The organism is Cupriavidus basilensis, assembly GCF_029335485.1.
Taxonomy (GTDB): domain Bacteria; phylum Pseudomonadota; class Gammaproteobacteria; order Burkholderiales; family Burkholderiaceae; genus Cupriavidus; species Cupriavidus basilensis_E.
On sequence record NZ_JARJLM010000158.1, the window covers coordinates 13,250 to 37,775 of the forward strand.

Consider the following 24,526-nt stretch of genomic DNA (forward strand, 5'->3'; position numbering starts at 1 on the left):
CGGCAGCTGTCGGCACCCACCCGTTCAATTGGCGGCAAGTACCGACACATTGGCGCTGGTGATGCGCAATGGATCGAGCCCCGCTGCGCTGGCCCTGTCCGGCGTACCAGTCAGGCCTTGAAGCGTTTCCGCCAGCGACTGCAGCAGCGAGCTTCCCGCGGAAGACGGCTCGTCCAGCCCCAGCAGCACTTCGAACGACGCGCCGGCCTGGCCCGCCGCATGCAGCCGGACATCGAGTTCAGCCAGCACGGCATACACGGCATCGGCCATCTGCAGCACGAATCCCCGTTCCAGCCCGAGCTGCCGGTATGGCGCCCGGATCCACGACTCCACCAGGGTGACGAAAACCACGCCGGTCTCGTCCGCATTGATCTCGAATGCGCAATACCCGACCGGATCCAGTTCCCGCGCCAGAATCAAGCGGTAGAAAAGGACCTGGCCGCAGACGTCGTCGCTGTCCATGTCCATCTCGAATGCCTGGCCGGGTTCCCAGTCGTCGCTGTCGAGGACTTCGCCGCGTACCGCTTCGTCGCCGCCAGGCTGTGCCTCGAGTTGAACGCGCAGCGCCGCCAGCACCTCGTCGCGCCCGGGCGCTTCCGGCGGCTCGGTGTAGATGGCAAATCGCCCGGCCTCGCCCGCCTGCGCAAAGGCAGGGCCCATCAAGGGCCCCGGTTGCAGGGGCAGCGGTGCCTGCAGGGCATGGCGGAGGGTATCGGTATTGGTCGGCGCGGTCATGGGCTTGATGGTGAGTGAACGATTGCCGGCGAGCGAGCCGGCCGAAAAAGGTAGCGCGAGTTTGCCATAGGCCCGGCAGCGTATCCACGATTATCCGGCGTTGTCCATTTTGCGACGAATCTTGTAGTTTCCAAGCGAGATGCATTCAGCGCCGTTGTCTACGATCCTCTTTCCGACAAGAAGGAGGATCCTGACATGTTGTTATACGCCCCCAACCCGCGCGCCCGTCGACCGGGAGGTGCCGCATGAACAAGAAACGACTCGGCCTGCTGACGGGCACGCATGCGGTCAATGACCTTTACCAGGGACTGGTACCTGCCCTGTTGCCGTTCATGGTGCTGGAGCGCGGCTATAGCTACGCCGCCGTCAGCGGCCTGATGCTGGCCGCCACGGGCCTGTCCAGCGTGGTCCAGCCGCTGTTCGGCGCCTATGCCGACCGCGCGCATCGTGGCTGGCTGGTGCCGACGGGCTTCCTGGTCGCCGCGTTCGGGGTGGTGCTGGCCGGCATGGCCGCCACCTACCAGGCGACGTGGCTGGCCATTGCGCTCAGCGGGCTGGGCATCGCCGCCTACCATCCGCCAGCCACCGTAGCGGCACGCGCCGCCGGCGGCGCCTCGCAAAAGGCGATGAGCGTGTTCTCGGTGGGCGGCACCATCGGCGCCTCGTTCGCCCCCCTGCTGGCGGCGCTCGCCGTGGGCGGCGGTGCACTGTCGCGCAGTTACCTGCTGGGCATCCCCGCCCTGCTGATGGCCTTGCTGTGGCTGGTGGCTGCGGCGCGGCCCGCGGGCGCGCCGGGCGCCGCTGCGGCCAGGCGGGCGCGCCCGGCGCTGGCAAACAACAACTGGCGTGCTTTCAGCCTGCTGGTGGCCGTCATCGTTGGCTGGTCCATCCCCTATGTCACGGTGCTGTCGATGCTGTCGCTGCATGTGACGCGCGATCTTGGCGGCAGCGCCTTCCTGGGCGGCGCGGTACTGACCGCCTTCACCGCGGCAGGCGCCGCGGGCACCCTGCTGGGCGGCTGGCTCGGCGACCGGCTGGGCCGCATGACCGCGATCCGGACCGGCTATGTGCTGATGCTGCCCATGCTCGGCGGGCTGGTGCTGGCGCCGACCGCACCGCTGGCGCTGGTATTCACCGTGTTGCTCGGCATGGCGATGTTCCTGCCGTTCTCGGCACAGGTCACGCTGTCGCAAGACTACCTGCCGCGCAATCCGGCCATGGCCAGTGGCATTACCTTGGGCCTGGCCCTGTCCGTGGGTGGCCTGGCGTCACCGCTGTTCGGCATGCTGTCCGATGCGCGCGGGCTCGGCTTCACGCTGGCGACAGTGCTGGGGGTGCTGTGCGTGGCAGCCTTGCTGGCCCTGCGCCTGCGTGACCGGCCCGCGCAGATCGATGAGCAGGCGCTGGCCGCCGCCTAGCCATCCTGCTTGCCCGCCGCATCCGCCATCGGCAAGCGGGATAAACTTCCCCGCTCGATAGAAAGACCGCATTGCCGGGAATGCCAGCGCCATGAAGACCCTGTCCGATTCCGCCCTCCAGCAATCGCTGGCAACGCCCAGACCGATCGTCGTCGTGGCCACCGACCAGCCGGATGGCTCGGATCTGGCCGAGCACTGGCACCGGCATGGGCAATTGATCCACGCCATTTCCGGCGTCATGATCGTGCGCACCGCGCGCGGCGACTGGGTGGTGCCGATCGGCCGCGCGGTCTGGGTGCCCCCGCTGATGAAGCACAGCATCGGCACGGTTGGCGACGTGCGGATGCGCACGGTCTTCGTGGCCGAGGACGCCCGCCCGGGCCTGCCGCCGGATTGCCGCGCCATCGAGGTCAGCCTGCTGCTGCGCGAACTGATCCTGCACGCGGTGCGCATACCTCCCGCCTACGCGCTGGAGGGACGCGACCAGCGCGTCATGGAACTGATCCTCGACGAGATCCAGTCGGCGCCCGTGCTCTCGCTGCATCTGCCGATGCCGCAGCACGCGCGTACCGCCAGGCTTTGCACCCGGCTGATCCAGAATCCGGCGGCCCCGGCAACCCTGGAAGGCTGGGCCGGCGAACTGCACATGAACAGCCGCACCTTCGCCCGCCTGTTCAAGCGCGAAACCGGCATGACCTTCGGCGCCTGGTGCCGCCACACGCGGCTGCTGCTCAGCCTGCCGAGACTGGCGCAGGGCGACCCCATCCTGGAGGTAGCGCTGGACCACGGCTATGACAGCCCCAGCGCCTTCGCGGCCGTGTTCCGCAAGACCTTCGGCGTCAGCCCGAGCGCCTACTTCCGGCAGACCTGAAGCCGCAAGGCAATGCACGGCTGCGGCGCAACAGCTTGCTGTGCCACAATCCAGCCAGCAAAGGCCGAGCCCCTCGATTCATCGGCCAAACCCACTCCTGTCCCCCAATCCTGTCCCCCCAAAAAGAGGAAAGCAGCATGCCGACCCGCCGTCATTTCCTGAAGACCATGCCGGTGGCCATGGCCGCAAGCCTTGCGGCCATGGCGACGCCAGCCGGCGCCGCCGAGCTCGACGAGAAGGACCCGCAGGCCGTCAAGCTGGGCTACAAGGCGGATACGCGCAAGGTGGACCAGGCCAGGTATCCCGGGCATGCCCCCAGCCAGACCTGCGCCAACTGCCAGCTATTCCAGGAAGGCAGCAGCCCTGCCACGGGCGGCTGCGTGCTATTTGGCGACAAGCAGGTGGCGGCCGCGGGGTGGTGCAGCGCGTGGGAGCAGGGTTGAACACGGCGCACCGCCGCACACCGCCGACTGGCTGCCGGCACCGGCCGGGTGTCTGGCCCATGGCGGTAACCAGCAGCCCGGCGTTGCAGCGATGAATTGCAGCATTGGCCTGTGCAGGTGGCTGCCAATAGCCGCCAGCATGCAAAAAAAACCGGACACATGACGTGTCCGGTAACCCATTTGCTGACTCAGGCCGTGTCACAAACCCGAGTTATGAATGATAAGCATTATCATTTGATGGGTCAAGGACGAATCCCCTGCCCTTGTGCTCAGGCCACGGCCACGCGCCGCGCCAGCCCAGCGCGATGCCACCCGAGCTTGAGCATGGTCGCGCCCGCGATCAGTGCCGGAATACCGACGAGCAGGAACAGCGCCGGCATGGTCAGGCCCATCGACAGCATGGTGCCGCCGCCGACCGATCCCACCACCGAGCCCATGCGGCCCACGCCATTGGCCCAGCTCACGCCGGTGGCGCGGCAGTCGGTGGGATAGTAGGCCGCGGACAGCGCATTGGCGCCGACCTGCGAGCCTGAGATGCAGAAGCCCGCGGCAAATACCGCCACCCCCGCCAGCCACGGCGCCGCGGTCAGGCTGCCGATCGCGGCGATGAAAACGCCCGCCAGCGCGTAGGTCGCCGCCAGGACATAGTGCGGATTCGCGCGGTCCATCAGCCAGCCCAGCACAATGGCGCCGACGGTGCCGCCCACCTGGAACATCATGGTGACCAGCGCGGCGGTCTTCAGCGACACGCCGGTGGCGCGCAGCAGCGTGGGCAGCCAGCTCGACAGCAGGTAGATCACCAGCAGGCTCATGAAGAAGGTGAGCCAGAGCAGCAAGGTGCCCCGCACCAACTCGGGCCGGAACAGGTGGGCCACAGGCGAACCGGGCATGCGCTTGTCCGTGACCACGATGCTGCCGGGCGCGATGGACTCTCCCGGCGCAATCCGTTGCAGCGTGGCCGCCACCCGCTCCGGCTGCTTGCCGCTCATCACCAGGTAGCGGACCGATTCAGGCAGCCGCCACAACATGAATGGCAGCAGCAACAGCGGCAGCACCCCGCCCATCAGCAGCACCGAGCGCCAGCCATACTCCTCGATCAGGCTTGCCGAGGCCAGGCCGCCCAGCGCCGAGCCGATGGTGAATCCGCAGAACATGGTGGTCACCAGAAAGGAGCGGCGCTTGGCCGGGCAATACTCGGAGGTCAGCGTGATCGCGTTGGGCATGGCGCCGCCAAGCCCGAGGCCGGTCAGGAAGCGCAGCGCCACCAGTCCCCAGAGCGAGCCGGCGAACGCGGAGGCCAGGCTGGCGATGCCGAAAAAGAGCACGCAGAAGATCAGCACGCTCTTGCGGCCAAACCTGTCGGCCAGGGGGCCGAACAGGAACGCCCCCGCCATCAGGCCGGTCAGCCCGGCACCGAACAGCGGCGCCAGGTGTGCCGGCGTGAGCTGCCATTCGGCCCGGATCGCCGGCGCGATAAAGCCGATGGCGGCGGTATCGAAGCCGTCGATGGCGACGATCAGGAAACACAGCGCGACGATCAGTACCTGGAACCCCGACAAGGGATGGCGATCGATGAACTCGGTGATACCGATGGATGGTTGGGTGGGCACAGCTGTCTCCTTCATTGTCTTTCGAGGCGGCCGATCCGGGATCGGGCCGCTTTGATGGGCTTTGTCGCCGGGGCGCTGCCTGCCCCTATCGCGCGCCTCCCAGGCAATCCTCGGCACGCCAGCCGTGCAGCCACTGCAGCGCGTCGTAGAACTGCTCCTGCGTGCGGCCAACCCACAGCGAATTGCGCACCAGCCGCTCCACGCCCCTGGCGTGGTAGAGGCGCCCCATTTCGCGCGCGGAGTACAGCACGCGCGCGGTGCGCGGGATGCGGACCTTTTCATAGAGCGCGAAGGCGGCAGTGAAATCGCCATCCGTCGCCTGCACCGCGGCGCCCAGCGTCACGGCGTCTTCCAGCGCCTGGCAGGCGCCCTGGGCAAGATACTGCGTCATGGGATGCGCCGCGTCGCCCAGGATGGTGGCGCGTCCGAAGCTCCAACGCTCGACCGGATCGCGGTCCGCGGTGGCCCAGCGGCGCCAGGAACTCGGGCGGTCCAGCATCTGGTGGGGACGGGGATGGATGCCCTGGAAGTACGAGAGCACTTCCTCCTTGCTGCCGTCGCGCACGCCCCAGACTTCCTGCTCGCGGCTGTGGAAGGTCACCACCAGGTTGTACTGCTCGCCGCCGCGCAGCGGGTAATGCACCAGATGGCAGTTCGGGCCGGCCCACACCACCGGCGCGTTGATCTGCAGGTCGGCTGGCATATCCGCCACATCGACCACCGCGCGGTACACCACGTGGCCGGTCACGCGCGGCTCGTCGCCAAGCAAGGCCTGCCGGATTGCCGACTTCACCCCGTCGCAGCCAACCACGGCATCGGCCCGGTGGCGCTCGCCGTGCTGGTCGATCACGACGACCCCGGATTCATCCTGCTCCAGCGCGCGCACCTGGGTCGCGGTGCGGAACTGGATCAACGGATGCACCTGCACGGCTTCCAGGATGGACAGATGGATATCGACCCGATGGATCACCGCGTAAGGATTGCCGAAGCGCTTGCGGTAGGGCTCGCCGACGTCCACCTTGGCCACCTCGGTGGCGTCGATGGCGTCCATCATCATCAGGTAGTCGGTAAAGACCGAACGCTTGCGCGCGGCTTCGCCCACGCCCAGCGCGTCCAGCGCGGCAAAGGCGTTGGCGCCGAGCTGGATGCCCGCGCCGATCTCGCCGATCTTCTCGGCCTGTTCGAGCAATTCGACGCGGATGCCCTGGCGGGCCAGCGCCAGCGCGGCGGCCAGTCCGCCGATACCGCCGCCGACGACGATGACCTTGCGGTCCGTGCTGCGGATGTCATTCATGATGGTCTCCTTGGGTGCGCGCCCGGCACGCAACGCCCGGGCACACCCCGGTTAGCGCGCCGTGTAGTCCGGCTGCCGCTGAGGTTCTGCCTGCTGGAAGGCGGGGTGCCCGCTGGCATGGCGGTAAACCGCCATGGCCCGCACGAAGCGCGAGGTGTCGCAGCCCATGCGCTGCGCATTGGCAATCTGCGGCACCAGGCAACAGTCCGCCAGCGAGGGCTGCTCGCCGAAGCACCACGGTCCGCGCCCGTGCTGCGCCAGCAGGCGTTCCACCGCATCCAGCCCTTCCTCGACCCAGTGCCGGTACCAGGCGTCCTTTTGCTCCGGCGAAACGCCCAGCGTGTCCTGCAGGTAGCGCAGGATGCGCAGGTTGTTGACCGGGTGGATGTCGCAGGCAATGACATAGGCCAGCTCCAGCACCCTGGCGCGCAATTCCGCTTCTTGCGGGATCAGGCGCGGCTCGGGGTGATGCGCATCCAGGTAATCGATGATCGCCAGCGACTGGCCCAGGTGGAAGTCGCCGTCCACCAGCGCCGGTACCACGGCCGACGGGTTGATGGCGGCCACATAGTCCGAGGCGCGATGCTCGCCGGTGCGGATATTGACCGGGCGGTAGTCGTACGGCAGGCCCTTGAGGGCCAGCGCGATGCGCACGCGGTATGACGTCGAGCTATTGAAAAAACTATAGATCTGCACGGTGCAGCCCTCGCAAGAATGATCAGGCCACGCGCACCGACAATTCGCCCAGCCGCTCCACGCCCACGGCCATCAGGTCGCCGGGCTTGACGGCACCAACGCCTTCGGGCGTGCCGGTGTAGATCAGGTCGCCCGGCTCCAGGCGGAAGAACTTCGACAGGTCGGCCACGGTCTCGGCCACCGACCAGATCAGGTGGGTCACATCGCTGCGCTGCCTGTCGCTGCCATTGACGGTCAGCCAGATCGCACCCTGGTCGAAATGCCCCACGTCGCTGGCGGGATGGATCGGGCCAATGGGCGCCGAGGCGTCGAAGGCCTTGCCGATTTCCCAGGGGCGGCCCATCTCGCGCATCTTCATCTGCAGGTCGCGGCGGGTCATGTCCAGGCCCACGGCATAGCCCCACACGTGGTCCAGCGCCTGTTCCAGCGGGATGTCCGAACCGCCCTTGCCGATGGCGACCACCAGTTCGGCTTCGTAGTGGTAGTTGGCGGTCTGCGCCGGGTATTGCAGCGTCAGGGTCTCGCCATAGGCCACCGGGATCACGGCGTCCGCCGGCTTGCAGAAGAAGAACGGCGGCTCGCGGTCCGGATCGAAACCCATTTCGCGGGCATGCGCGGCATAGTTGCGGCCCACGCAATAGACGCGACGGACAGGGAATAGCTCATTGCTGCCAACGACCGGAATGGCCACGGTGGCGGGAGGCGTGACGACGAAAGACATGGAAGACCTCGGTATGGGAATCAGGAAAACAGGGAAGATGGATGGGGCCGGGGAAGGCGGTCACCGGCATGCCGCCGTGCCCTCCCCCGCGGGAAACAGAATCAGGTGCGCTCTTCGCGCAGCAGGTTGAGCGCCGACAGCACAGGACGATCGGAATAGCTGAACAGTACGGTGTCTTCGACCGAGGCCAGCTGCACCGGCTGCCATGACGGCACCACGAAGGTGTCGCGCGGCTCGAACTGGAACTGCGCCTCGCCGATCCGTACCGTGCCGCGCCCTTCCACCACGGAATAGACGGTGGCATCGGTGCTGCGATAGGTCTTGCCCTGGAAACCGGCAGGCAGGTACTGCATGAAGGTAGCCATGGTCGGCATCGGCCAGCCGCCGGTGGCCGGATTCACATAGCGCAGCTTCACGCCATCCCAGGCGTCCAGTTCGCCGTTGCGGTAAAGCTGGTCGAGTGCTTCCCGGCTACGTTCATAGGGATAGCTGAAGATCGGCGAAGTGGGATCGGTGACGCGGTGGCGCACCGGCATCATGTTGTGGCCGAAGCGGGCGAAGCTGTCGCCTTCGGGACGCAGCACCGGCTGCGAGGCTTCCGGGTAATTCTCGGCAAACCCTGCGTCCAGGTGCACCAGCAGCGGGATGTCCAGGCCATCGAGCCAGACCACCGGCTCGCCGCCATCGGCCAGCGACGGGTTGCCGTGGTCATGCCAGGTCCACGACGGCGTGATGATGAAATCGCCCGGATGCATGGTGGTGCGCTCGCCGTTGACGGCAGTCCAGGCGCCACGGCCTTCCACGATGAAGCGCAGCGCGGATTGCGTATGGCGGTGGCTGGGTGCGATCTCGCCAGGCAGGATCAGCTGCAGGCCGGCATACAGGGTGGAGGTGATGCTCGACTTGCCAGGCAGGCCGGGATTCTCCAGCACCAGCACGCGGCGCACCGCTTCCGCCGCGCTGATGACCTCGCCAGCCTGCATCACCAGCGGGCGTACCTCGGCGTACTTCCAGATCGCCGGCTGCGCCTGGGGCCGTGGCTGGGGCGGCACCAGCGCGTGCAGCGATTCCCATAGCGGGGCCATGTGATTGCGGCCGATGCGGTTGTAATAGGCTGAACGGTCCGCGCGCTTTGCTGCGTCTGACATGCTGGTCTCCGGTCTTTGGTCTGGTCTGGCCGGGGCAGCGAGCTGGCTGTCCCGCGTCGATGAAAGAGTTATACGCCCGGAGATATACCTTGTAAAATAATCAATTCCTCTTATCCATATAGATATGGATATAGCTCAAAGGGATTACCCTGATGGATTGGACCCAGCGCCTCCGGCTGCGCAACCTGCAGATGCTGCTTAGCCTCGCGCAGACCGGAAACATGAGCCAGACGGCAGCGGCACTCAGCACCACCCAGCCCGCGCTCTCGAAGTGGCTGAAGGAGCTCGAAGACGACGTCGGCCTGCCGCTGTTCGAGCGGCACGCCCGCGGCCTGCGGCCAACGCCTTACGGCGAGTCGATGATCGCGCATGCCAGGCGCATTGAAGCGCACCTGGATACCGCCCGCGACGATATGCAGGCCATGCGCGAAGGCGGCAGCGGCCTGGTGGTGATCGGCACCTCGGGGGCTTCCGCGGCCGACACCGTCCCGCTGGCAGTCACCTCGCTGCTGCAGCGGCTGCCCAAAGCCCAGGTCAGGCTGGTGGAGAGCACGATGAACCTGCTGATGGCGCAACTGGCCCGGGGCGAGGTCGATATCGTGGTGGGACGCTCGGCGCCGGAACTGCAGGACGGGCAGATGCGCGCGGAGGCACTCTATATGGAGCCGATCCACTTCGTGACGCGCCCGCGCCATCCGCTGTTCGAGCTGGCGGAGCCTGGCTGGAACGACCTGCAAGCCTACCGGTGGATCGTCTGGCCGCGCGGCACGCCGATCCGCAATACGCTGGAGTCGGCGCTGAACGCCGCCGGCAGGAGCATGCCGGGCGATTGCGTGGAGTCGAACTCGGTCATCCTCAACCTGACCCTGCTCAACCACAGCAACATGATCGGCGTGGCCTCGCACCGGACCGCGCGCCGCCTGGAGCAGCTCGGGGCGCTGCGCATCCTGCCGCTGCGCCTGGCGGGTTTCGGCTCGGTCTCCATGTACTGGCGCGACGATGGTTTCGGCCGCACCGCCGTCAGCGCCGCGCTCGACGCCTTGCGGCGCGCGGGCACCCGGTCGGTCGAGGAAGGCGCCGGCGGCGCGGGGGAACAGGAGTGAACGGGGGCGGCCCCGCTACGCGCAAGCCGTCAATTGCCATTCTCCCGCGCTCCACTCCAGCCTGTGGCTCACGCGCAGCGCATCGAGAAAACGCTGGTCGTGCGAAGCGACCAGGATTGCCCCCGGATAGGTATCCAGGGCCTGCTCGAGCGCGCTTGCCGAGTCGATATCGAGGTGGTTGGTCGGCTCGTCCAGCAATAGCAGCTGGGCAGGCGTTCCGCCCCACAACGCGCACGCAAGGGCGGCTTTCAGGCGCTCTCCGCCGCTCAACGCCGCCGAGGGTTGCCGCACCAGCCCGGCGCCCAGGCCGAGCAAGGCCAGATGGCTGCGCAGCACGCCCTCAGGCAAGGGGCTCTCCAGCTCACGCAAGCGCTCCAGCACGGACTGGCCAGGCCGCAGCATCGATGCCGCGTGCTGGTCCAGCCGCGCGCAGGGAACACATGCCGCGCCGGTACCGGAAACGGGCTCGCCGATACCGGCCAGCATATTCAGCAGCGTGGTTTTCCCGCTGCCGTTGGGACCGGTCACGGCAACCCGCACGGGCCCCGACAAGGTCAGGCTGAGCGGCCTGGCCCCCACCGGGAATGGCGCTACCGCGTCTTCCAGATGCACCACGCGCTTGCCCGCGGCGACCACCGCGCCCGGCAGCATCAGGGCCACAGGCGTGCCTGACCCGGCACGCTCTGCCGCCTGCTTCACCGCGTCGTCCAGCGCAGCGCGGGTTTCCTGCTGGCGCCGCTGTTCCCGGCCGGAATAGGCTTGCGCGCCGTCCTTCAGCCGGCCCAGGTAGATGGCGGGCAGGTTGGCCGTCGTCCCCGCCCGGTCGTTATGCGCGCTGCGGCGCTGATGCGCATCGTGCTGGCGCCGCAAATCCCGCAGGGCCGCGCTTCTGCTAGCCCTGGCATGGTCGAGCGCGGCTTGCGCGGCGGCGGCCTCGGCCTCGCGTTGCGCCTGGTACAGCGAGTAGTTGCCGCCATAGTGCCGCAAGCCGTCCGGCGTCAGCTCCACGATGTGCGCCATGTCGTCCAGCAGTTCCCTGTCGTGGCTCACCAGCACCAGCCCGCCGCGCCATTGCCGCAGCCGCTCGCGCAGCCATTGCCTTGCGTCACGGTCGAGGTGATTGCTGGGCTCGTCCAGCACCAGCCCGTCCGCGCCCGAAAGGAAGGCGCCGATCAGCGCCACGCGTGTGAGCTCGCCGCCGCTGAGACTGGCGGCGGGCCGCTGCGGCTCCAGGTGCCCGAGGCCGGCCGCCGCCAGCGCCATATGCAGCGTCTCGCCAAGATCCCATCTCCCTTCCAGCAGGTCGAAGTCCGATGGCAGCGCCTCGCCGCGTTCGAGCCGCGCGAGTGCATCGAAGGCGGGGGCCAGGCCGGCCACTTCCGCCAGCGTGGCGTGTTCCGCCGGCGCTGCATCCTGGGGAACATAAGCGACAGTGCCGCTCCTGACCACCCGCCCGGCGTCCGGCGTGAGCAGCCCCACCAGCAGCTTTGCCAGCAGGCTCTTGCCGGCACCATTGCGGCCGACCAGGCCAATGCGTTGCGCGTGGAAGGTGCCGCTCAGGTCGTCCAGTACCACGCGCCCGTCAGGCAACGCCACGGTGACATGACGCAGCGACAGCGAGAACGCCGCAGGCGGATGGAGACGCGAAGCCGAAGCCGAGGGCAATGACAATGGCGCCACGTCCGAGGCTGCGCCGGCATCGCTGGAAGAAACAGAAGAAGGGGACGCGGAGAATACCGCGAACGGAATCGATTCGAAGTCAGCCATGCAAGCTCCCGACAAGACAGATTGCGCGCCCGGAACCCGGAGGGCTCGACCAGCGCGAACAGTGTTGAAGCGGGCTTACAGGATCATTTTGCGTTGACTCCGGTGGATATGGATGGTGTGACTGATCTGCCTCTCGAGAGTTCCGCGGGGAGTTCTGGCTTTGGCCTGGCCAGGCGATGCGGCGGCACGGGGAATGAGCACTATACACCACTAAATTTCCGTTTAAAGAAACCATGGTGTATATACGCGCAGTGATAGTCGTAGTTTCCGTAATCGGAAATAACGTTGACCGTCTATGCTTGCCGGACTATAGTTTCTTTATCAAAAAACAATGCTCAACCACTGCCTGGCACGGCAATTGTTTTCGTAGAAGGAAACAATAACGTACAGAATCTGGGTATCCGGGAATTCACATCACATGGCTCGTCAGCTTCCCCCCTCGATACCGTCAGTGCAGCCGCGCATCTCCACCCTTGCCGAACTGGGGGCGCTCGTTCGCAACCGCCGCCTTGAGCAAGCGCTTCGCATTGACGACGCGGCGAGCTTTTGCGGCGTGTCGGCGAGTCTTCTATCGAGACTGGAGAATGGCCGCCCCGTGCAGACCGACAAGCTCTTGCTCGTCCTCGCGGGATTGGGCCTGGGCATGGTCCTTGGGCCCAAAGCCGCCCTGATGGATATCGACCTGCCGTTTTTTCCCCTTGAGCGTGCCTGATGGCCACGCATCCCCTCTCCGTGTACGACGGGCCGGATCTGGTGGGGACGGTCCACTACGATGCGCTGGAGGACAGCTTCTCGTTTGCCTATGACGAGGCCTGGCGTACTGCCGCCCGGGGCTACCCGCTGTCGCCTGCGATCCCGTTCGACCAGCCGGCGGGTTCGGCAAGCATCAGGCGCTTCATCGAAAACCTGCTTCCCGAGGGCCGGGCACTGGACATCGCCTCGGTCTATGGTCAAGTCTCGAAGAACAACGTCTACGGCCTGATCCGCCAGCTCGGCGGCGAGACCGCGGGCGCGCTGAGCTTTCATGCCGATGCACCGCCGCAGCCCGTGGCGCCACGGCTGCGCGAGATCTCCGCCGACGAGCTGAACCAGCGCATACGCGAACGGGAACAGGTTCCCTTCTCCGTCTGGGACGGCCGGGTGCGCTTGTCCATCGCCGGCCACCAGGACAAGCTGGCCGTGTTCATGGATGGGGATCGCATGTACCTGGCCGACGGGGCAGCCGTGGCATCGACCCACATCGTCAAACCCGAATCCGCCCACGATTCGGCCTCCTGCATGGTAGCCAACGAGCATTTCTGCATGACGCTGGCAGGCCGCCTTGGCTTGCCGGTTGCGCCGGTGTCGATTCGCCGCATTCCCAGCCCGATCCTGCTGGTCACGCGGTTCGACCGCATGAAGGAAAACGGCGGAGTCAGGCGCTTGCATATCGTCGACGCCTGCCAGGCGCTGGATCTTCCGGTGAGCTACAAGTACGAGCGGAATTTCGGCGCCACCAAGGACGTTGCGGCCATCCGCGACGGCATCAGCTTCGAACGCCTTTTTTCACTGCGGGACAAGACGGTCGACCGGGCCATTGCCCAGCGCATCATACTGCAATGGGCCACCTTCCAGTTCCTGATCGGCAACAGTGACGCGCACGGCAAGAACTTCTCGTTCTTCTGCACGCGGGCGGGCCTGACGCCCGCCCCTTTCTACGATCTGGTCTCGGTAGTCCAGTACGACCGGTTCATGCATGAGCTTGCGATGGCGATTGGCGATGAATTCGACATGGCCCGGGTCACGCCTTTTGCCTTCGCGGACTTCATGTCGCGCATCGGCATCCGCCGGCCGACGGCCATCCGGATCATGACAAGCCTGGCGCGTGCAGCGGCCATGCACGCCGCAAGACAGGCAGCAGATCCCTTGTACATCGAGGACGAACGCGATATGGCGCATGCGATCGCCGCGTTGGTCCAGCGCCAGGCCGCCATCCTCGTGGACATGGCGCCGGATATCCTGGCGGTGGACGGATCGCTGCTGTAAGAGAGTGCGGCCCGGATGGCGGCCGGCAGGGCCCGCGGCGATGGCGGGCCGGCATTAACGCGCTCGCTGCGCGCCCTGCCCGCTCGCCAGATGCCGTCCCGCATCGGGCGCAAGCCGCACATAGCCGATCAGCGACACCAGCGTCACCGCGCCCGCGAACAGGAAGGCCCAGCGAAAATCGCCGAGCGTGAAATGCAGCGTTTCGCTTGCCTCGCCGCGTATCGACGCCGCCATCCGCAGCGACAGCGAGCCGAATGCGATGCCGAGGCCGATCGTCATCTGCTGGGCGGCGTTCCACAATGTGTTGGCGCTGCTCATCTGCGCTTGCGGGATATCGGCGTAAGCCAGCGTTGCCAGGGTCGAGAACTGCATCGAGCGCGTCACGCCGTAGACGAACACCACGAACAGCACGACGGCGAGCGGCGTCTGCGGCGTAAGGAGTCCGCACGCCGCAATGAACACGCTGGCAAAGACGACATCGACGATCGCGGTGGCACGAAAGCCGTAATGCTGCAACACACGGGTCGTGAGCGCCTTCATGCCGAGATTGCCCAGCGCGCTGGCCAGCAGCAACAGTCCCGAGCGGAACGCGGAGAGCCCGAAGCCGACCTGGAACAGCAGCGGCATCAGGTACGGCACCGCGCCAATGCCGATGCGGGTGACCGATCCGGTGATCACCGTGACAGAAAACGTCGGCACGCGCAGCGTCGTGAAATCCAGCAGCGGATGCGCCCGCCCCGCCGCGTGCCGCACGGCGATCACGCCCAGCACGATGCCCGCGGCCACGAAGCCTGCGGCCGTGGCGAGGCTGGAGCCTTGCTGGCTTGCCAGTTCCGTACCGTACAGCACGAAGGTGAGCGTCGCCCCGCTCAGCAGGAAGCCGACGATATCGAGCGGCCGGCGCTCGCTCGCGCGCTCGTTGCGGATCATCGTCATGGTGGCGATCAGCGCCGCGATGCCAAACGGTACGTTCAGCAGGAAGATCCAGCGCCACGAGGCATAGGTGGTAATGAAGCCGCCAATCGGCGGCCCGACCACGGGCGCGACGATGGCAGGCCAGGTGATGGTGGAAATGGCCTTGATCAGCTGGCGCTTGTCCGTATTGCGCACCACGATCAGCCGCCCGACCGGCACCATCATCGCGCCGCCGATCCCTTGCAATACCCGCGCCGCGGTGAACTCGACGAGGCCGTTCGACGCGCCGCACAGTACCGAGGCCACCGTGAATACGACGATCGCGCCGCCGAACACCGTCCTCGACCCGAAGCGATCGGCAATCCAGCCGCTGATCGGGATGAACACGGCGAGCGCCAGCATGTAGGCCGTCATGCCCAGGCTCAGGTCATTCGGCCCGACCCCGAACGAATGCGCCATCTGCGGCAAGGCAGTGGCGAGCACGGTGGTGTCCAGGTACTCCATGAAGAAGGTGGCGGCGACGAGATAAGGCAGGAATCTCATCGAAGAAGAGGGATTTTGCGATGGGTCCATGGGGCGGATTGTGTGGCGCTGCCGCAATGCGGAAATACGGGGCAACGCCTATGCCGCCCGCGCGCGAGCCGGGTCCACGGCTGGCGGCCGCGGCAAGCGCACCGGGTCGACATGGGTCATCACGTTCAGCACGTCCTGCACCTCCAGTGCGCGCAGGCGGGCTTCCACCGCGATACGGTGCCCCTCTTCCACCGTGATCGCGCCGTCGATCTCCAGGTGCACGTCCGCCAGGATGGCATCGCCCATCTTGCGCGTCTTCAGGTCATGCAGTCCCGCCACGCCCGGCGTCGCAAGGATGGCCAGCCGGATCGCCTCGACGCTCCGCTCGTCCACTGCGCGATCCATCAGGTCATGCAAGGCGTCCCAGGAAAATCTCCAGCCCATCTTGGTCACCATCAGGCCGACCACAAGCGCCGCTACCGGATCGAGCATGTGATAGCCAAGCAGATTTCCGCCAATCCCCACCGCAACCACTAGCGAGGAGGCCGCATCGGACCTGGCATGCCATGCATTGGCGACCAGCATGCTGGAGCGCACGCGCTCGGCTACGGCAAGCATGTAGCGGAACAGCAGTTCCTTGGCCACCAGCGCGCCCAATGCCACCCAAAGCGCCACGGACTTGACCGGCTGGATCAGCTCCGGATGCTCCAGCTTTTGCACGGCCGACCACAGCATGCCGGCCCCGACCGCCAGCAGCAGCACGCCGATCGCAAGCGCGGCGGCGGTCTCGAAACGCTGGTGACCATAGTGGTGATCGGCATCCGCGCCCTTGCGGCTATGGTGGCTGGCGAACAGCACCACGAAATCCGAGACCAGATCGGAAAGCGAATGAATCGCATCCGCGATCAAGGCCTGGGAGCCGGCCACCACGCCGGCCAGCAACTGCATGCAGGTCAGCAGGATGTTCACCGCCACGCTCACCCAGGTGCTGCGACTCGCGGCCTGGGCCCGTGCCTGCGGATCCACCCCGGCCTCGTCGCTCACAACATCGACTTGCATCGACCTCTCTCCATCATTTCGTTCATTCGTTGTCTGGTCGCGGTGCGCTGGCTCGCCGATCCGCTGGTTCGAAAATCGGTTACCGCGCGGCGCGAACAAGCGCGTCCGCGCCGCAGGCGTGATTGTGCGCGGTAAACCTTCGGCGCGCACGCGTCCTTGCGCACCGGTTCCGGAAATGCCGGGACGAAAACCGGTTGACGGGTCTTGAATGGCAAGGCCGGAGCGACGATGCCGGCGCTTGCGGCCCGCATCGCTTCGCTGTTCAGGATGGAAGCCCCTGCCCGATCCATGGATGGGAAGCCGGGGCAAGGCGGTCGGTTGCGCTACGCGAATCTAACTGACATGCATTTGCATATCGAATCCGCGCACGGGCCCTGCCAGGTAGCAGGGACCGCCGGCCGCCTAGTGCGACATCAGCACCGGCATGTCGGCATGTCGCATCAGGGTACGCGTGGTTCCCCCGGTCACCAGCTCGCGCAGGCGCGCGTGGCCGTAGCCGCCGGCCACCAGCAGGTCGACCTGCAAATGCCGCGCCGCCTCCAGCAGGAGCTGGCCCACCCGGTGGCTTCCCTGCACGGCATGCATCGCGACCGCGACGCCTTGCCGCTCCAGCTGGTCGCGCAAACCGGCGTGGGCACCGTGCACGTCGGGCGCGCTGTGCGTGACCGTGCGGTCATGCGTACTGGACGCGGCCACCACGGTGACACGGCTGGCCTGCCGCAGCAGAGGCATGGCATCGGCCACGGCCCGGGCGGCTTCCCGCCCGCCGTCCCATGCGATGGCCACATGCTGGCAAACCAGGCGGCGCACACCTTGCGGCACCAGCAGCACCGGTCGGCCGGCATTGAGCAGGACGTACTCGGCGGTTTGCGCCACCAGCACCGGCATGCCATCGGTGCCGGCTGGCCTGGCCAACACGACGAGATCGGCCATGCGCCCCTGCTGCGCCAGCGCCCACCCTGCGTCGTCCTCGATGATCCGGTGCGTAAAGCCCACGCCGGGTGCCGCCTCGTGCATGGCGCGCTGGAAGGCGGCGGCGGCCTCGGCGCCCTGCGCCAGCAGCTGGCGCCTTGCCAGCTCGGCGTAGCGCCCGGCCTCGTCGCCCGCGCCCCGGAATGGCTCCAGGCGCATGCCGGTGGCCGTCAGGCCAATCACATGTCCCGCGGCGCGCTGCGCCAGGTCCGCCGCAAAGGCCACGCGATCCGCGCAGCCAGGGTCGGATCCGAGTTCGACAAGCAGGGTCTTGAAATCCATGATGTTTGTTCCTCCGTGCCGGTAATGTTAGCTGGAGCCGTTGCCATGGCAGTGCCGGTGCCGGTGCTGATGCTATTCAACCATTCCGGATGGACTCTACTCCCTGGCCAGGGCAGTGCAAGCGGGCAATGCGCAGCCGTTGCGGCAGATCAAGCCTCCCCGGCCCGGCACCGCCGGCACGTGGCTCAGGGGTGCGGCGGGGGTTCGATCTGGCTGGGCATTGGCGCCAGGGCGCGGATCAGCATGATGCTCATGTCGCTGAACGCCTGCGTGCAACTGCCCAACGTGCCACGCCACGCGGCGTCGGCCAGCGTAAGGTTCTCCCAGACTTCGACCGGATGCCCGGGGGACACGCCCTGGGCAAGCAGCCAGGCGGCGATGTCCTTGGGCATGAAATCCCAGGGCCGAGGAATCGCAATGGCGTTGCGCTGGTCCGCCAATACGTGCACGAGATGACGCTTGAACGGTTCGAGGTCGCCGCGGCGGTGAAACGTCAGGAATGTGGTTTCGTCGAAACAGACCTTGCCCCGCGCGGCCAGCACCTGGGCGGAAGAAATGCCGGGCACCGTATCCACCGGATGGCCGCATGCCCGCTCGACCCGCTCCAGGTATTGAAAGCCGCTGAAATGCATGTCGCCCATGAACAGCACGACGCAGCGCCGGCCGGCATGATGCTCGGCGGCGACCCGGTCGAGCCGGGCCACCTGGTCCTGATAGCCCATGGTCACGACCCGCGCGCCCTGCGGCAGCAGCGGCCGCACTACCTCGATCACCGCATCGAAGCCGGCCACGATATCGGCGCCGCGGATCAGTTCCGCTACGCCATGCGTCAGGAAGTCCAGGTGCCCGGGGCCTACGCCGGCGCAGATGATCATGAAATCTCCCGTATCGACAAGAACGGGCGCGCATCGCGCCCCGTCCGGACAGGGCGCAATTATGCCAAGCCGCGCGCGGATTTGCGCGCGCTCACGCTCCGTCATGGCGATCCGGGGGTATCGGCGGGCGGGCCGCGCCCCGGAGCGATTCCAAAAAAACTTCAGGATATGGCTACGAATGCCGATAGCTGCATCAGAGCCGAGTCAATGTCTCGCGAGCCCAGACGGGCCAGGCGGGCATCGCGGCCTTTAGCGACGTTTACCTCACTCATGCCAGACAGAGACAAAGCGCTCAGCATAGCCGACCCCCATCAGCTGTTCCGCAATTCGCTCGAGCAGGCAACCGACGCCGTCTTCGTCCTGAACGCGGACAACCGCGTCATCTTCCTGAACGCCGCGGCGGAGGCACTTTACGGCGCATGCCGGACGCAAGTCGTCGGCATGCATATCGATACGCTCGTGCAACGGCTGCCAGGCATCGGCAACGCCGCCCACGCCGCCGGACCCGGGCCGGATAGCGAAGGCCTCAGTCCTTTACCCGCCGTGCAGATTCAGCGCCGCGACGGCACGCTGCGCTTTGGCTACGTCGCCGAATCCCGTACCCGCCTGGGAGACGCCACGCTGCACACCCTGCTGGTGAAGGAGTCTGCCGGAGCCAGCCGCGAAGGCCATCCGCTGCTATCGGTGATCGCCGACGAAATAGACAGCGCCGTCCTCGTGGTCGATGCCGACTGGCGCATTGTCTACGCGAACGCCGGCCTGACGCGCATGCTGGGCTTTACGCCCGGCGAGATGGCCGGCAAGACGCCTGCCGAACTGCTGGCCGGCGAATTCACCGATCCGGCCGTGATGCACCGCCTGCAGACGCCGCGCCCGACTGCCGCCACCGAGCGCCACGAAGCGCTGGTCTATGCGCGCTGCGGCAGCCCGCTATGGGTCTCGGCCACGGTCAGGCACCTGGGCCGGGCCGACGGCGCGCAGCATCATGGCATCGTCATCCTCTCCGATATCACGCAGAAGAAAACCTACGAACTGCTGCAGCGCAAAGTGCTGCATGCCATGGTGATGGAGCAGCCGCTGCCGGCGGTGATGGAACTGATCTGCCAGGAGGTGCAACGCGTGGCGCCCGCCGTGATCGCGTCCGTGCTGAGGGTGGACGCCGACCGGCGCCTGCATACGCTGGCCGCGCCCGGCCTGCCGCCGCACTACTGTGCGGCGCTGGAGGGCCTGAACGCGGGCCCCATGACCGGCTCCTGCGGCACGGCTGCCTGGTTCGGCGAACCGGTCGTGGTGAGCGACATCGCCACCGACCCGCTGTGGGATGGCTATCGCGACCTGGCGCTGCCGCTCGGCCTGGCGGCCTGCTGGTCCTATCCGATCAAGGCGGGCGACGGGCGTGTGCTGGCCACGCTGGCGTTCTACTACCGGACGGTCCGCCGGCCGGATGCCTTTCACCTGCAGCTGGTCGAGGTTTGCGTGGCGCTGTGCAAGCTCGCGTTCGAACGCGAGGAGGCGGCGGAACGCATCCTGCAACTGGACCGTTACGACTCGCTGACCGGCCTGCCCAACCGCAGCCTGCTGCAAAGGCAGGCTGCCACCTTGCTGCTTGCCACGCAGCAGGCCGGCGCCACGCTCAGCGTGCTGTTCGTCGACCTGGACCGATTCAAGCATATCAACGATTCGCTGGGCCACGCCGGCGGCGACAAGCTGCTGCGCGAAGTCGCCGTGCGCCTCGCCGCGCAGGCCGGCGACGGCGCGCTGGTGGCCCGGCTCTCGGGCGACGAATTCGCGCTGGTCCTGCCCAATAGCGACCGCACGCAGACCATCGCCGCGGGCGAACGCCTCCTGGCCGCGCTACGCCAGCCGCTGCGCATCGATCACGTCAGCATCGCGCCGTCCGCCAGCATCGGCATCAGCATGTTTCCGGTCGACGGCGACGCGCTGGACTACCTGCTCCATTGCGCCGAGATGGCCATGTACGATGCCAAGGCCGCTGGACGCAACCTGTTCCGCTTCTTCAGCATCGAGATGAACTGGGCCGCCCAGGAACGCCTGGCGCTGGAGTCTGCGCTGCGCGAGGCCTTGATCGGCGAAGAGCTGCACCTCAATTTCCAGCCCCAGGTGTTCCTGCGGGATGGACGGCTCTACGGCCTCGAAGTCCTGGTCCGGTGGCAGCACCCGCATTTCGGCACGGTCTCGCCCGCCCGTTTCGTGCCGCTGGCCGAAGACAGCGGCCTGATTGGCACACTCGACCGCTGGGTGCTGGAACAATCGTGCGCGCAACTCGCCGCCTGGCGCCGCGAAGGGCTCTCGGTGCCGACCATATCGGTCAATATCTCGCCCGCCAGCTTCCGCGACCCGACGCTGCCGGCGCAGGTCGCGCAGACCTTGTCCCGCCATGGCCTGCCCGCCGAGGCGCTGATGCTCGAGATGACGGAGGGCCTGCTGATGGAGGACGACGCCAGCCTTGCCGCCACTGTCGCGGCCATCCACGCGCAGGGCGTACGCCTGTCCATGGACGATTTCGGCACGGGCTACTCCAGCCTTGGCTATCTCCGGCAGCTGCCCGTGCACCAGCTCAAGCTCGACAAGAGCTTCGTGATCGACCTGGAGAGCGATGCCGCCGCCCGCGAACTGGCCAGCGCCGTCATCCGCATCGGCGACAGCCTGAAACTCGCGGTGGTCGCCGAGGGCGTCGAAAACGAAGCGCAGCGGTGCTTCCTGCTATCGCAGGGCTGCCGCATGGGACAAGGCTATCTGTTTTCCCGCCCGCTGGATGCCGCCGCCGTGGCCCAGTGGATCGCCACGCCACGGCCACCGGCCGAGCCCGGCGACCGGCACTCGCAGCGCTGATCGCGTAGCCAAAGACGCCGCGCCGCCATGGCGCGGCGTGTCATGGCTTGCGTCTCGGTGCGGCTCCGGCCGGTTTTGCCACCGCGGCGCTCAACCGGCCAGCCTGCAAGCCCGCCATGAAAATATCGGCGGCCCGCCTGACCAGCGCAAGATGCTCCATGGGCTCGTCCACGCCCGGCTCGAACTCCAGGCGCTGGTCGAGGATCAGCAGCGCGAGCCCGTGCGCCAGGCTCCAGGCCGCCATTGCCTCCGCGGTGGCCGGCGGCGGGATATCCAGCGCCTCTATGGCCCGGCGCACCACGTCGAGCGCCCGGTAGCCTGCCTGCGCCAGTTGCGGATGATCGGCCTTGCGCAGGTCCGGCCCGAACATCAGCCGGTAGATGGCAGGCTCGCTTGCCGCAAACTCCAGGTAAGCCTGCAGCAAGGCCGCAAAGCGGCGCGCTGCCTTGACGCGTCGCGGCAACGCCTCGAAACGCGCATGCAGGCGCTCGAAGCCGCGCGCCGCCAGATCGGCCAGCAGGGCCTCGCGGTTGGCGTAGTGACGGTATGGCGCGGCGTGGGATACCCCCACCCCGCGCGCCACTTCCCGCAGGCTCACCTCCGTCGCGCCGCGCGTCTTGAGGATGCGCTCGGCCTCGGTTCTCAAGGCCGCGTGCAGGTCGCCATGGTGGTACCGTGCCGCGCCCGCGCGCTTTGCGGCGCCTTTCGCCGCGCCTCGCTGGCCGGCAGTGGAAGGCGGGTTGAACTCATCGTCGAGCCTCGATGTTGACATGGGTTACATCCGTTGCTATGGTATGTTGCCACTGACAACATAAAACATAAGATACGCAGGCCATGGACTGCAACCTGCCAAGGAGGGGCGAGCGATTTTACAACGCGCGATCTTTGGCCAGGACCAAGCCCGGTATCTTATGCGGCACCCGGAGACCTCCCATGTTGAACCGAAGAACCTTTCTGCTCCGCAGCGCCGGCATCGCGGGGGCCATGGGCGCGCTGGTGGTCGGCTGGTCGGTGATGCCGCCGCGCCAGCGCCTGGTCACGGCCGATCCGCTGCCGCTGGATGATTCGCAGGCGGGACTCAACGGCTGGGTCAAAGTGGCTTCCGACAACACCGTCACGGTGATGATGAGCAAGTCAGAGATGGGCCAGGGCGTGCACACCGGCCTGGCCATGCTGCTGGCCGAGGAACTCGACGCCGACTGGGCCCAGGTAAGGGTGGAGCACTCGCCGATCGACAAGATCTACAACAACCAGGCGGCCACCGTCGATGGACTGCCTTTTCATCCAGACGACGATGGCGCCGTCAAGACGGCGGCGGGATGGATGACCCGCAAGCTCATGCGCGAGATCGGCACGATGATGACGGGCGGGTCGTCAAGCATCAAGGACCTGTGGCTGCCCATGCGCGAAGCCGGCGCCTCGGCGCGCGCGATGCTGATCAGCGCTGCCGCCGAACAGTGGAAGGTGCCGGCGGGCGAATGCCGTGCCGAGGCCGGCAAGGTGCTGCATGCCTCGGGCCGCACGGCCAGCTTCGGCGAACTGGCGGCGCTGGCCGCGCGGCAGCCACGGCCCGACACGGTGGCCCTCAAGGATCCGGCACGCTTCAAGCTTGTCGGCCAGCCGGTACGCCGCATTGAAGCGGCATCGAAGCTCGACGGCTCGGCGCGCTTCGGCATCGACGTCCTGCCGGACGGCCTGCTCTATGCCAGTGTCGCAATGTGCCCGACCCTGGGCGGCACGGTGGCCGGTTTCGACGGGACGGCGGCGGCAAGGCTGCCCGGCGTGGTCAAAGTGATCCAGGTCGGTGCGCACAACGGCGGCAGCGGCGGCGTGGCCGTCATTGCCGATACGCCCTACCGCGCCATGCGTGCGCTCAAGCAGGTCACCGTGCAGTGGGACCACGGCGCCGCCGCGCAGGCATCGAGCGCGGCCATCCAGCGGCAACTGGCCCAGACGCTGGATGAAGCCCAGGGGCACGCCTACTACAGCCACGGCGACGTCGATGCCGCCCTGTCCACGGCGGCCAGGACGGTCGTTGCGGAATATCACGCGCCCTACCTGGCGCACGCAGCGCTTGAGCCGGCCAACTGCACGGTGCGGCTCAAGGACGGGGCGGCCACCGTCTGGGCGTCAACGCAGGTGCCCCGTATCGCACGCGACCAGGCCGCCAGGGCGCTGGGCATTCCGGCCGACAAGGTGGACTTGAAGGTGCAGTTGCTCGGCGGTGGCTTTGGCCGGCGCCTGGAGGCCGACTTCATTTCGCAGGCCGCGGCCATCGCGCGCGAAGTGGAAGGCCGGCCGGTGCAGACCATCTGGTCGCGGGAGCAGGACATCCGGCATGATTTTTACCGGCCGGCTTGTGTCTCTCGCTTCAAGGCGGGCCTCGACAAGGCTGGCAAGCTGGTCGCCTGGCACAACACCTCGGCCGGCCAGGCCATCATGCCGAATGTGCTGGCGCGCAGCTTTGGCCTGCCGGCTGCCGGTCCCGACAAGACCACCTCGGAAGGCGCCTTCGACCAGCCCTATGAATGGCCAAACGCGCGGATCGGGCACGAGATCGTCGAGCTGCCCGTGCCGGTGGGTTTCTGGCGCTCGGTGGGGCATTCGCACCAGGCTTTCTTCAAGGAGAGTTTCGTCGATGAGGTGGCCGTTGCCGCGGGCCAGGATCCGGTGGCCTTCCGGTCTGGCTTGCTGGCGCATCACCCCCGGCACCTGGCCGTGCTGCAGCGCGCCGCGGCGCTATCGGACTGGGGCAAGCCGCTTGCGCCCGCCGCCGACGGCGCCCCGCGGGCGCGCGGCGTGGCGTTGCACCAGTCGTTCGGCTCGATTGTCGCGCAGGTGGCCGAGGTCTCGCTCGGCCCGGACAAGCGCATCCGTGTGCACCGGGTGGTCTGCGTGATCGATTGCGGCACCCCGGTGAACCCGAACCTGATCCGCCAGCAGATGGAAAGCGCGGTCGTCTTCGGCCTTTCGGCGGCGCTGTATGGCGAGATCACGATTGCCGAAGGCCAGGTGCAGCAGAGCAATTTCCATGACTACCCGGTGCTGCGCATCGATGCCTGCCCGGCGATCGAAACCGAAATCATGCCGAGCCAGGCCCCTCCGGAAGGCGTTGGCGAACCGGGCACCCCGCCGATCGCCCCGGCCATTGCGAACGCGCTGTTCGCCCTCACTGGCCAGCGCCTGCGCGCCCTTCCCCTGCAACTGGCCTGACCCGGCCCCTGGA

21 protein-coding genes are annotated in these 24,526 nt (G+C 67.2%); 8 read left to right on the top strand and 13 right to left on the bottom strand.

The window, feature by feature from the left end; genetic code table 11:
* Window positions 1-24: 24 nt before the first annotated feature.
* On the bottom strand, window positions 25-735 hold the full coding sequence (locus P3W85_RS08985; protein WP_017226266.1) for a hypothetical protein: 711 nt from the start codon (window positions 733-735) through the stop codon (window positions 25-27).
* Window positions 736-980: 245 nt separating this feature from the next.
* Here P3W85_RS08985 and P3W85_RS08990 point away from each other — a divergent pair, with 245 nt between their 5' ends.
* The 3 genes from P3W85_RS08990 to P3W85_RS09000 all read left to right on the top strand — a co-directional run bounded on the left by P3W85_RS08990 (window position 981) and on the right by P3W85_RS09000 (window position 3,467).
* Complete coding sequence (locus P3W85_RS08990; RefSeq protein WP_276264520.1) at window positions 981-2,153, top strand: MFS transporter; 1,173 nt, start codon at window positions 981-983, stop codon at window positions 2,151-2,153.
* A 91-nt stretch (window positions 2,154-2,244) separates the two neighbouring features.
* Window positions 2,245-3,024 (top strand): AraC family transcriptional regulator, encoded by a 780-nt coding sequence (locus tag P3W85_RS08995; protein WP_017224793.1) that lies wholly within the window; start codon window positions 2,245-2,247, stop codon window positions 3,022-3,024.
* A 137-nt stretch (window positions 3,025-3,161) separates the two neighbouring features.
* Entirely contained in the window at window positions 3,162-3,467 is a 306-nt protein-coding gene (locus P3W85_RS09000) for a high-potential iron-sulfur protein (RefSeq protein WP_017224792.1), read from the top strand.
* 269 nt (window positions 3,468-3,736) lie between these two features.
* Here P3W85_RS09000 and P3W85_RS09005 read toward each other — a convergent pair whose 3' ends face one another.
* From P3W85_RS09005 to gtdA, 5 genes are all read right to left on the bottom strand, one after another.
* A complete protein-coding gene (locus tag P3W85_RS09005; protein ID WP_276264521.1) occupies window positions 3,737-5,077 on the bottom strand; it encodes an MFS transporter in 1,341 nt (446 codons plus the stop codon).
* Window positions 5,078-5,162: 85 nt separating this feature from the next.
* Window positions 5,163-6,371, bottom strand: coding sequence for a 3-hydroxybenzoate 6-monooxygenase (locus P3W85_RS09010; protein WP_017224790.1), 1,209 nt, complete (start codon window positions 6,369-6,371; stop codon window positions 5,163-5,165).
* 51 nt (window positions 6,372-6,422) lie between these two features.
* Window positions 6,423-7,067, bottom strand: coding sequence for a maleylacetoacetate isomerase (gene maiA / locus P3W85_RS09015; protein WP_017224789.1), 645 nt, complete (start codon window positions 7,065-7,067; stop codon window positions 6,423-6,425).
* Between the two features lie 22 nt (window positions 7,068-7,089).
* On the bottom strand, window positions 7,090-7,788 hold the full coding sequence (locus P3W85_RS09020) for a fumarylacetoacetate hydrolase family protein (RefSeq protein ID WP_276264522.1): 699 nt from the start codon (window positions 7,786-7,788) through the stop codon (window positions 7,090-7,092).
* A 101-nt stretch (window positions 7,789-7,889) separates the two neighbouring features.
* On the bottom strand, window positions 7,890-8,936 hold the full coding sequence (gtdA, locus tag P3W85_RS09025; protein WP_017224787.1) for a gentisate 1,2-dioxygenase: 1,047 nt from the start codon (window positions 8,934-8,936) through the stop codon (window positions 7,890-7,892).
* Window positions 8,937-9,088: 152 nt separating this feature from the next.
* Here gtdA and P3W85_RS09030 point away from each other — a divergent pair, with 152 nt between their 5' ends.
* Window positions 9,089-10,039 (top strand): LysR substrate-binding domain-containing protein, encoded by a 951-nt coding sequence (locus tag P3W85_RS09030; RefSeq protein WP_276264523.1) that lies wholly within the window; start codon window positions 9,089-9,091, stop codon window positions 10,037-10,039.
* A gap of 15 nt (window positions 10,040-10,054) precedes the next feature.
* On the opposite strand, the gene P3W85_RS09035 is transcribed toward P3W85_RS09030, so the two are convergent.
* Window positions 10,055-11,806 (bottom strand): ABC-F family ATP-binding cassette domain-containing protein, encoded by a 1,752-nt coding sequence (locus P3W85_RS09035; protein ID WP_276264524.1) that lies wholly within the window; start codon window positions 11,804-11,806, stop codon window positions 10,055-10,057.
* 451 nt (window positions 11,807-12,257) lie between these two features.
* Between P3W85_RS09035 and P3W85_RS09040 the strand changes: the two genes are divergently transcribed.
* Both P3W85_RS09040 and P3W85_RS09045 read left to right on the top strand, forming a co-directional pair.
* Window positions 12,258-12,518, top strand: a complete 261-nt coding sequence (locus P3W85_RS09040) for a helix-turn-helix domain-containing protein (RefSeq protein ID WP_346430251.1) — start codon at window positions 12,258-12,260, stop codon at window positions 12,516-12,518.
* A complete protein-coding gene (locus tag P3W85_RS09045; RefSeq protein ID WP_276264526.1) occupies window positions 12,518-13,831 on the top strand; it encodes a HipA domain-containing protein in 1,314 nt (437 codons plus the stop codon). The genes P3W85_RS09040 and P3W85_RS09045 overlap by 1 nt, the downstream gene beginning before the upstream one ends.
* 54 nt (window positions 13,832-13,885) lie before the next feature.
* Here the strand turns inward: P3W85_RS09045 and P3W85_RS09050 are convergent, their stop codons facing one another.
* The 5 genes from P3W85_RS09050 to P3W85_RS09070 all read right to left on the bottom strand — a co-directional run bounded on the left by P3W85_RS09050 (window position 13,886) and on the right by P3W85_RS09070 (window position 18,552).
* Window positions 13,886-15,289, bottom strand: a complete 1,404-nt coding sequence (locus P3W85_RS09050; RefSeq protein ID WP_276264527.1) for a DHA2 family efflux MFS transporter permease subunit — start codon at window positions 15,287-15,289, stop codon at window positions 13,886-13,888.
* A 78-nt stretch (window positions 15,290-15,367) separates the two neighbouring features.
* Window positions 15,368-16,318, bottom strand: coding sequence for a cation diffusion facilitator family transporter (locus tag P3W85_RS09055; RefSeq protein ID WP_276264528.1), 951 nt, complete (start codon window positions 16,316-16,318; stop codon window positions 15,368-15,370).
* Window positions 16,300-16,608 (bottom strand): hypothetical protein, encoded by a 309-nt coding sequence (locus tag P3W85_RS09060; protein WP_276264529.1) that lies wholly within the window; start codon window positions 16,606-16,608, stop codon window positions 16,300-16,302. Before P3W85_RS09060 ends, P3W85_RS09055 begins: the two co-directional genes overlap by 19 nt.
* Window positions 16,609-16,720: 112 nt before the next feature.
* Window positions 16,721-17,572: a universal stress protein gene (locus tag P3W85_RS09065; protein ID WP_276264530.1), complete on the bottom strand. Its 852-nt coding sequence runs from the start codon at window positions 17,570-17,572 to the stop codon at window positions 16,721-16,723.
* Between the two features lie 185 nt (window positions 17,573-17,757).
* Entirely contained in the window at window positions 17,758-18,552 is a 795-nt protein-coding gene (locus tag P3W85_RS09070) for a cobalt-precorrin-7 (C(5))-methyltransferase (RefSeq protein ID WP_276264531.1), read from the bottom strand.
* A gap of 165 nt (window positions 18,553-18,717) precedes the next feature.
* On the opposite strand from P3W85_RS09070, the gene P3W85_RS09075 reads away from it, so the two are divergent.
* Window positions 18,718-21,300 carry a sensor domain-containing protein gene (locus P3W85_RS09075; RefSeq protein ID WP_276264532.1) on the top strand — a complete coding sequence of 861 codons (2,583 nt, stop codon included), beginning with the start codon at window positions 18,718-18,720 and terminating at the stop codon, window positions 21,298-21,300.
* A gap of 40 nt (window positions 21,301-21,340) precedes the next feature.
* Here the strand turns inward: P3W85_RS09075 and P3W85_RS09080 are convergent, their stop codons facing one another.
* Window positions 21,341-22,072 carry a TetR/AcrR family transcriptional regulator gene (locus P3W85_RS09080; RefSeq protein WP_276264533.1) on the bottom strand — a complete coding sequence of 244 codons (732 nt, stop codon included), beginning with the start codon at window positions 22,070-22,072 and terminating at the stop codon, window positions 21,341-21,343.
* 161 nt (window positions 22,073-22,233) lie between these two features.
* Between P3W85_RS09080 and P3W85_RS09085 the strand changes: the two genes are divergently transcribed.
* The gene (locus P3W85_RS09085; RefSeq protein WP_276264534.1) at window positions 22,234-24,513 is read left to right on the top strand and encodes a xanthine dehydrogenase family protein molybdopterin-binding subunit; all 2,280 of its coding nucleotides are present in this window, start codon (window positions 22,234-22,236) and stop codon (window positions 24,511-24,513) included.
* Window positions 24,514-24,526: the final 13 nt, after the last annotated feature.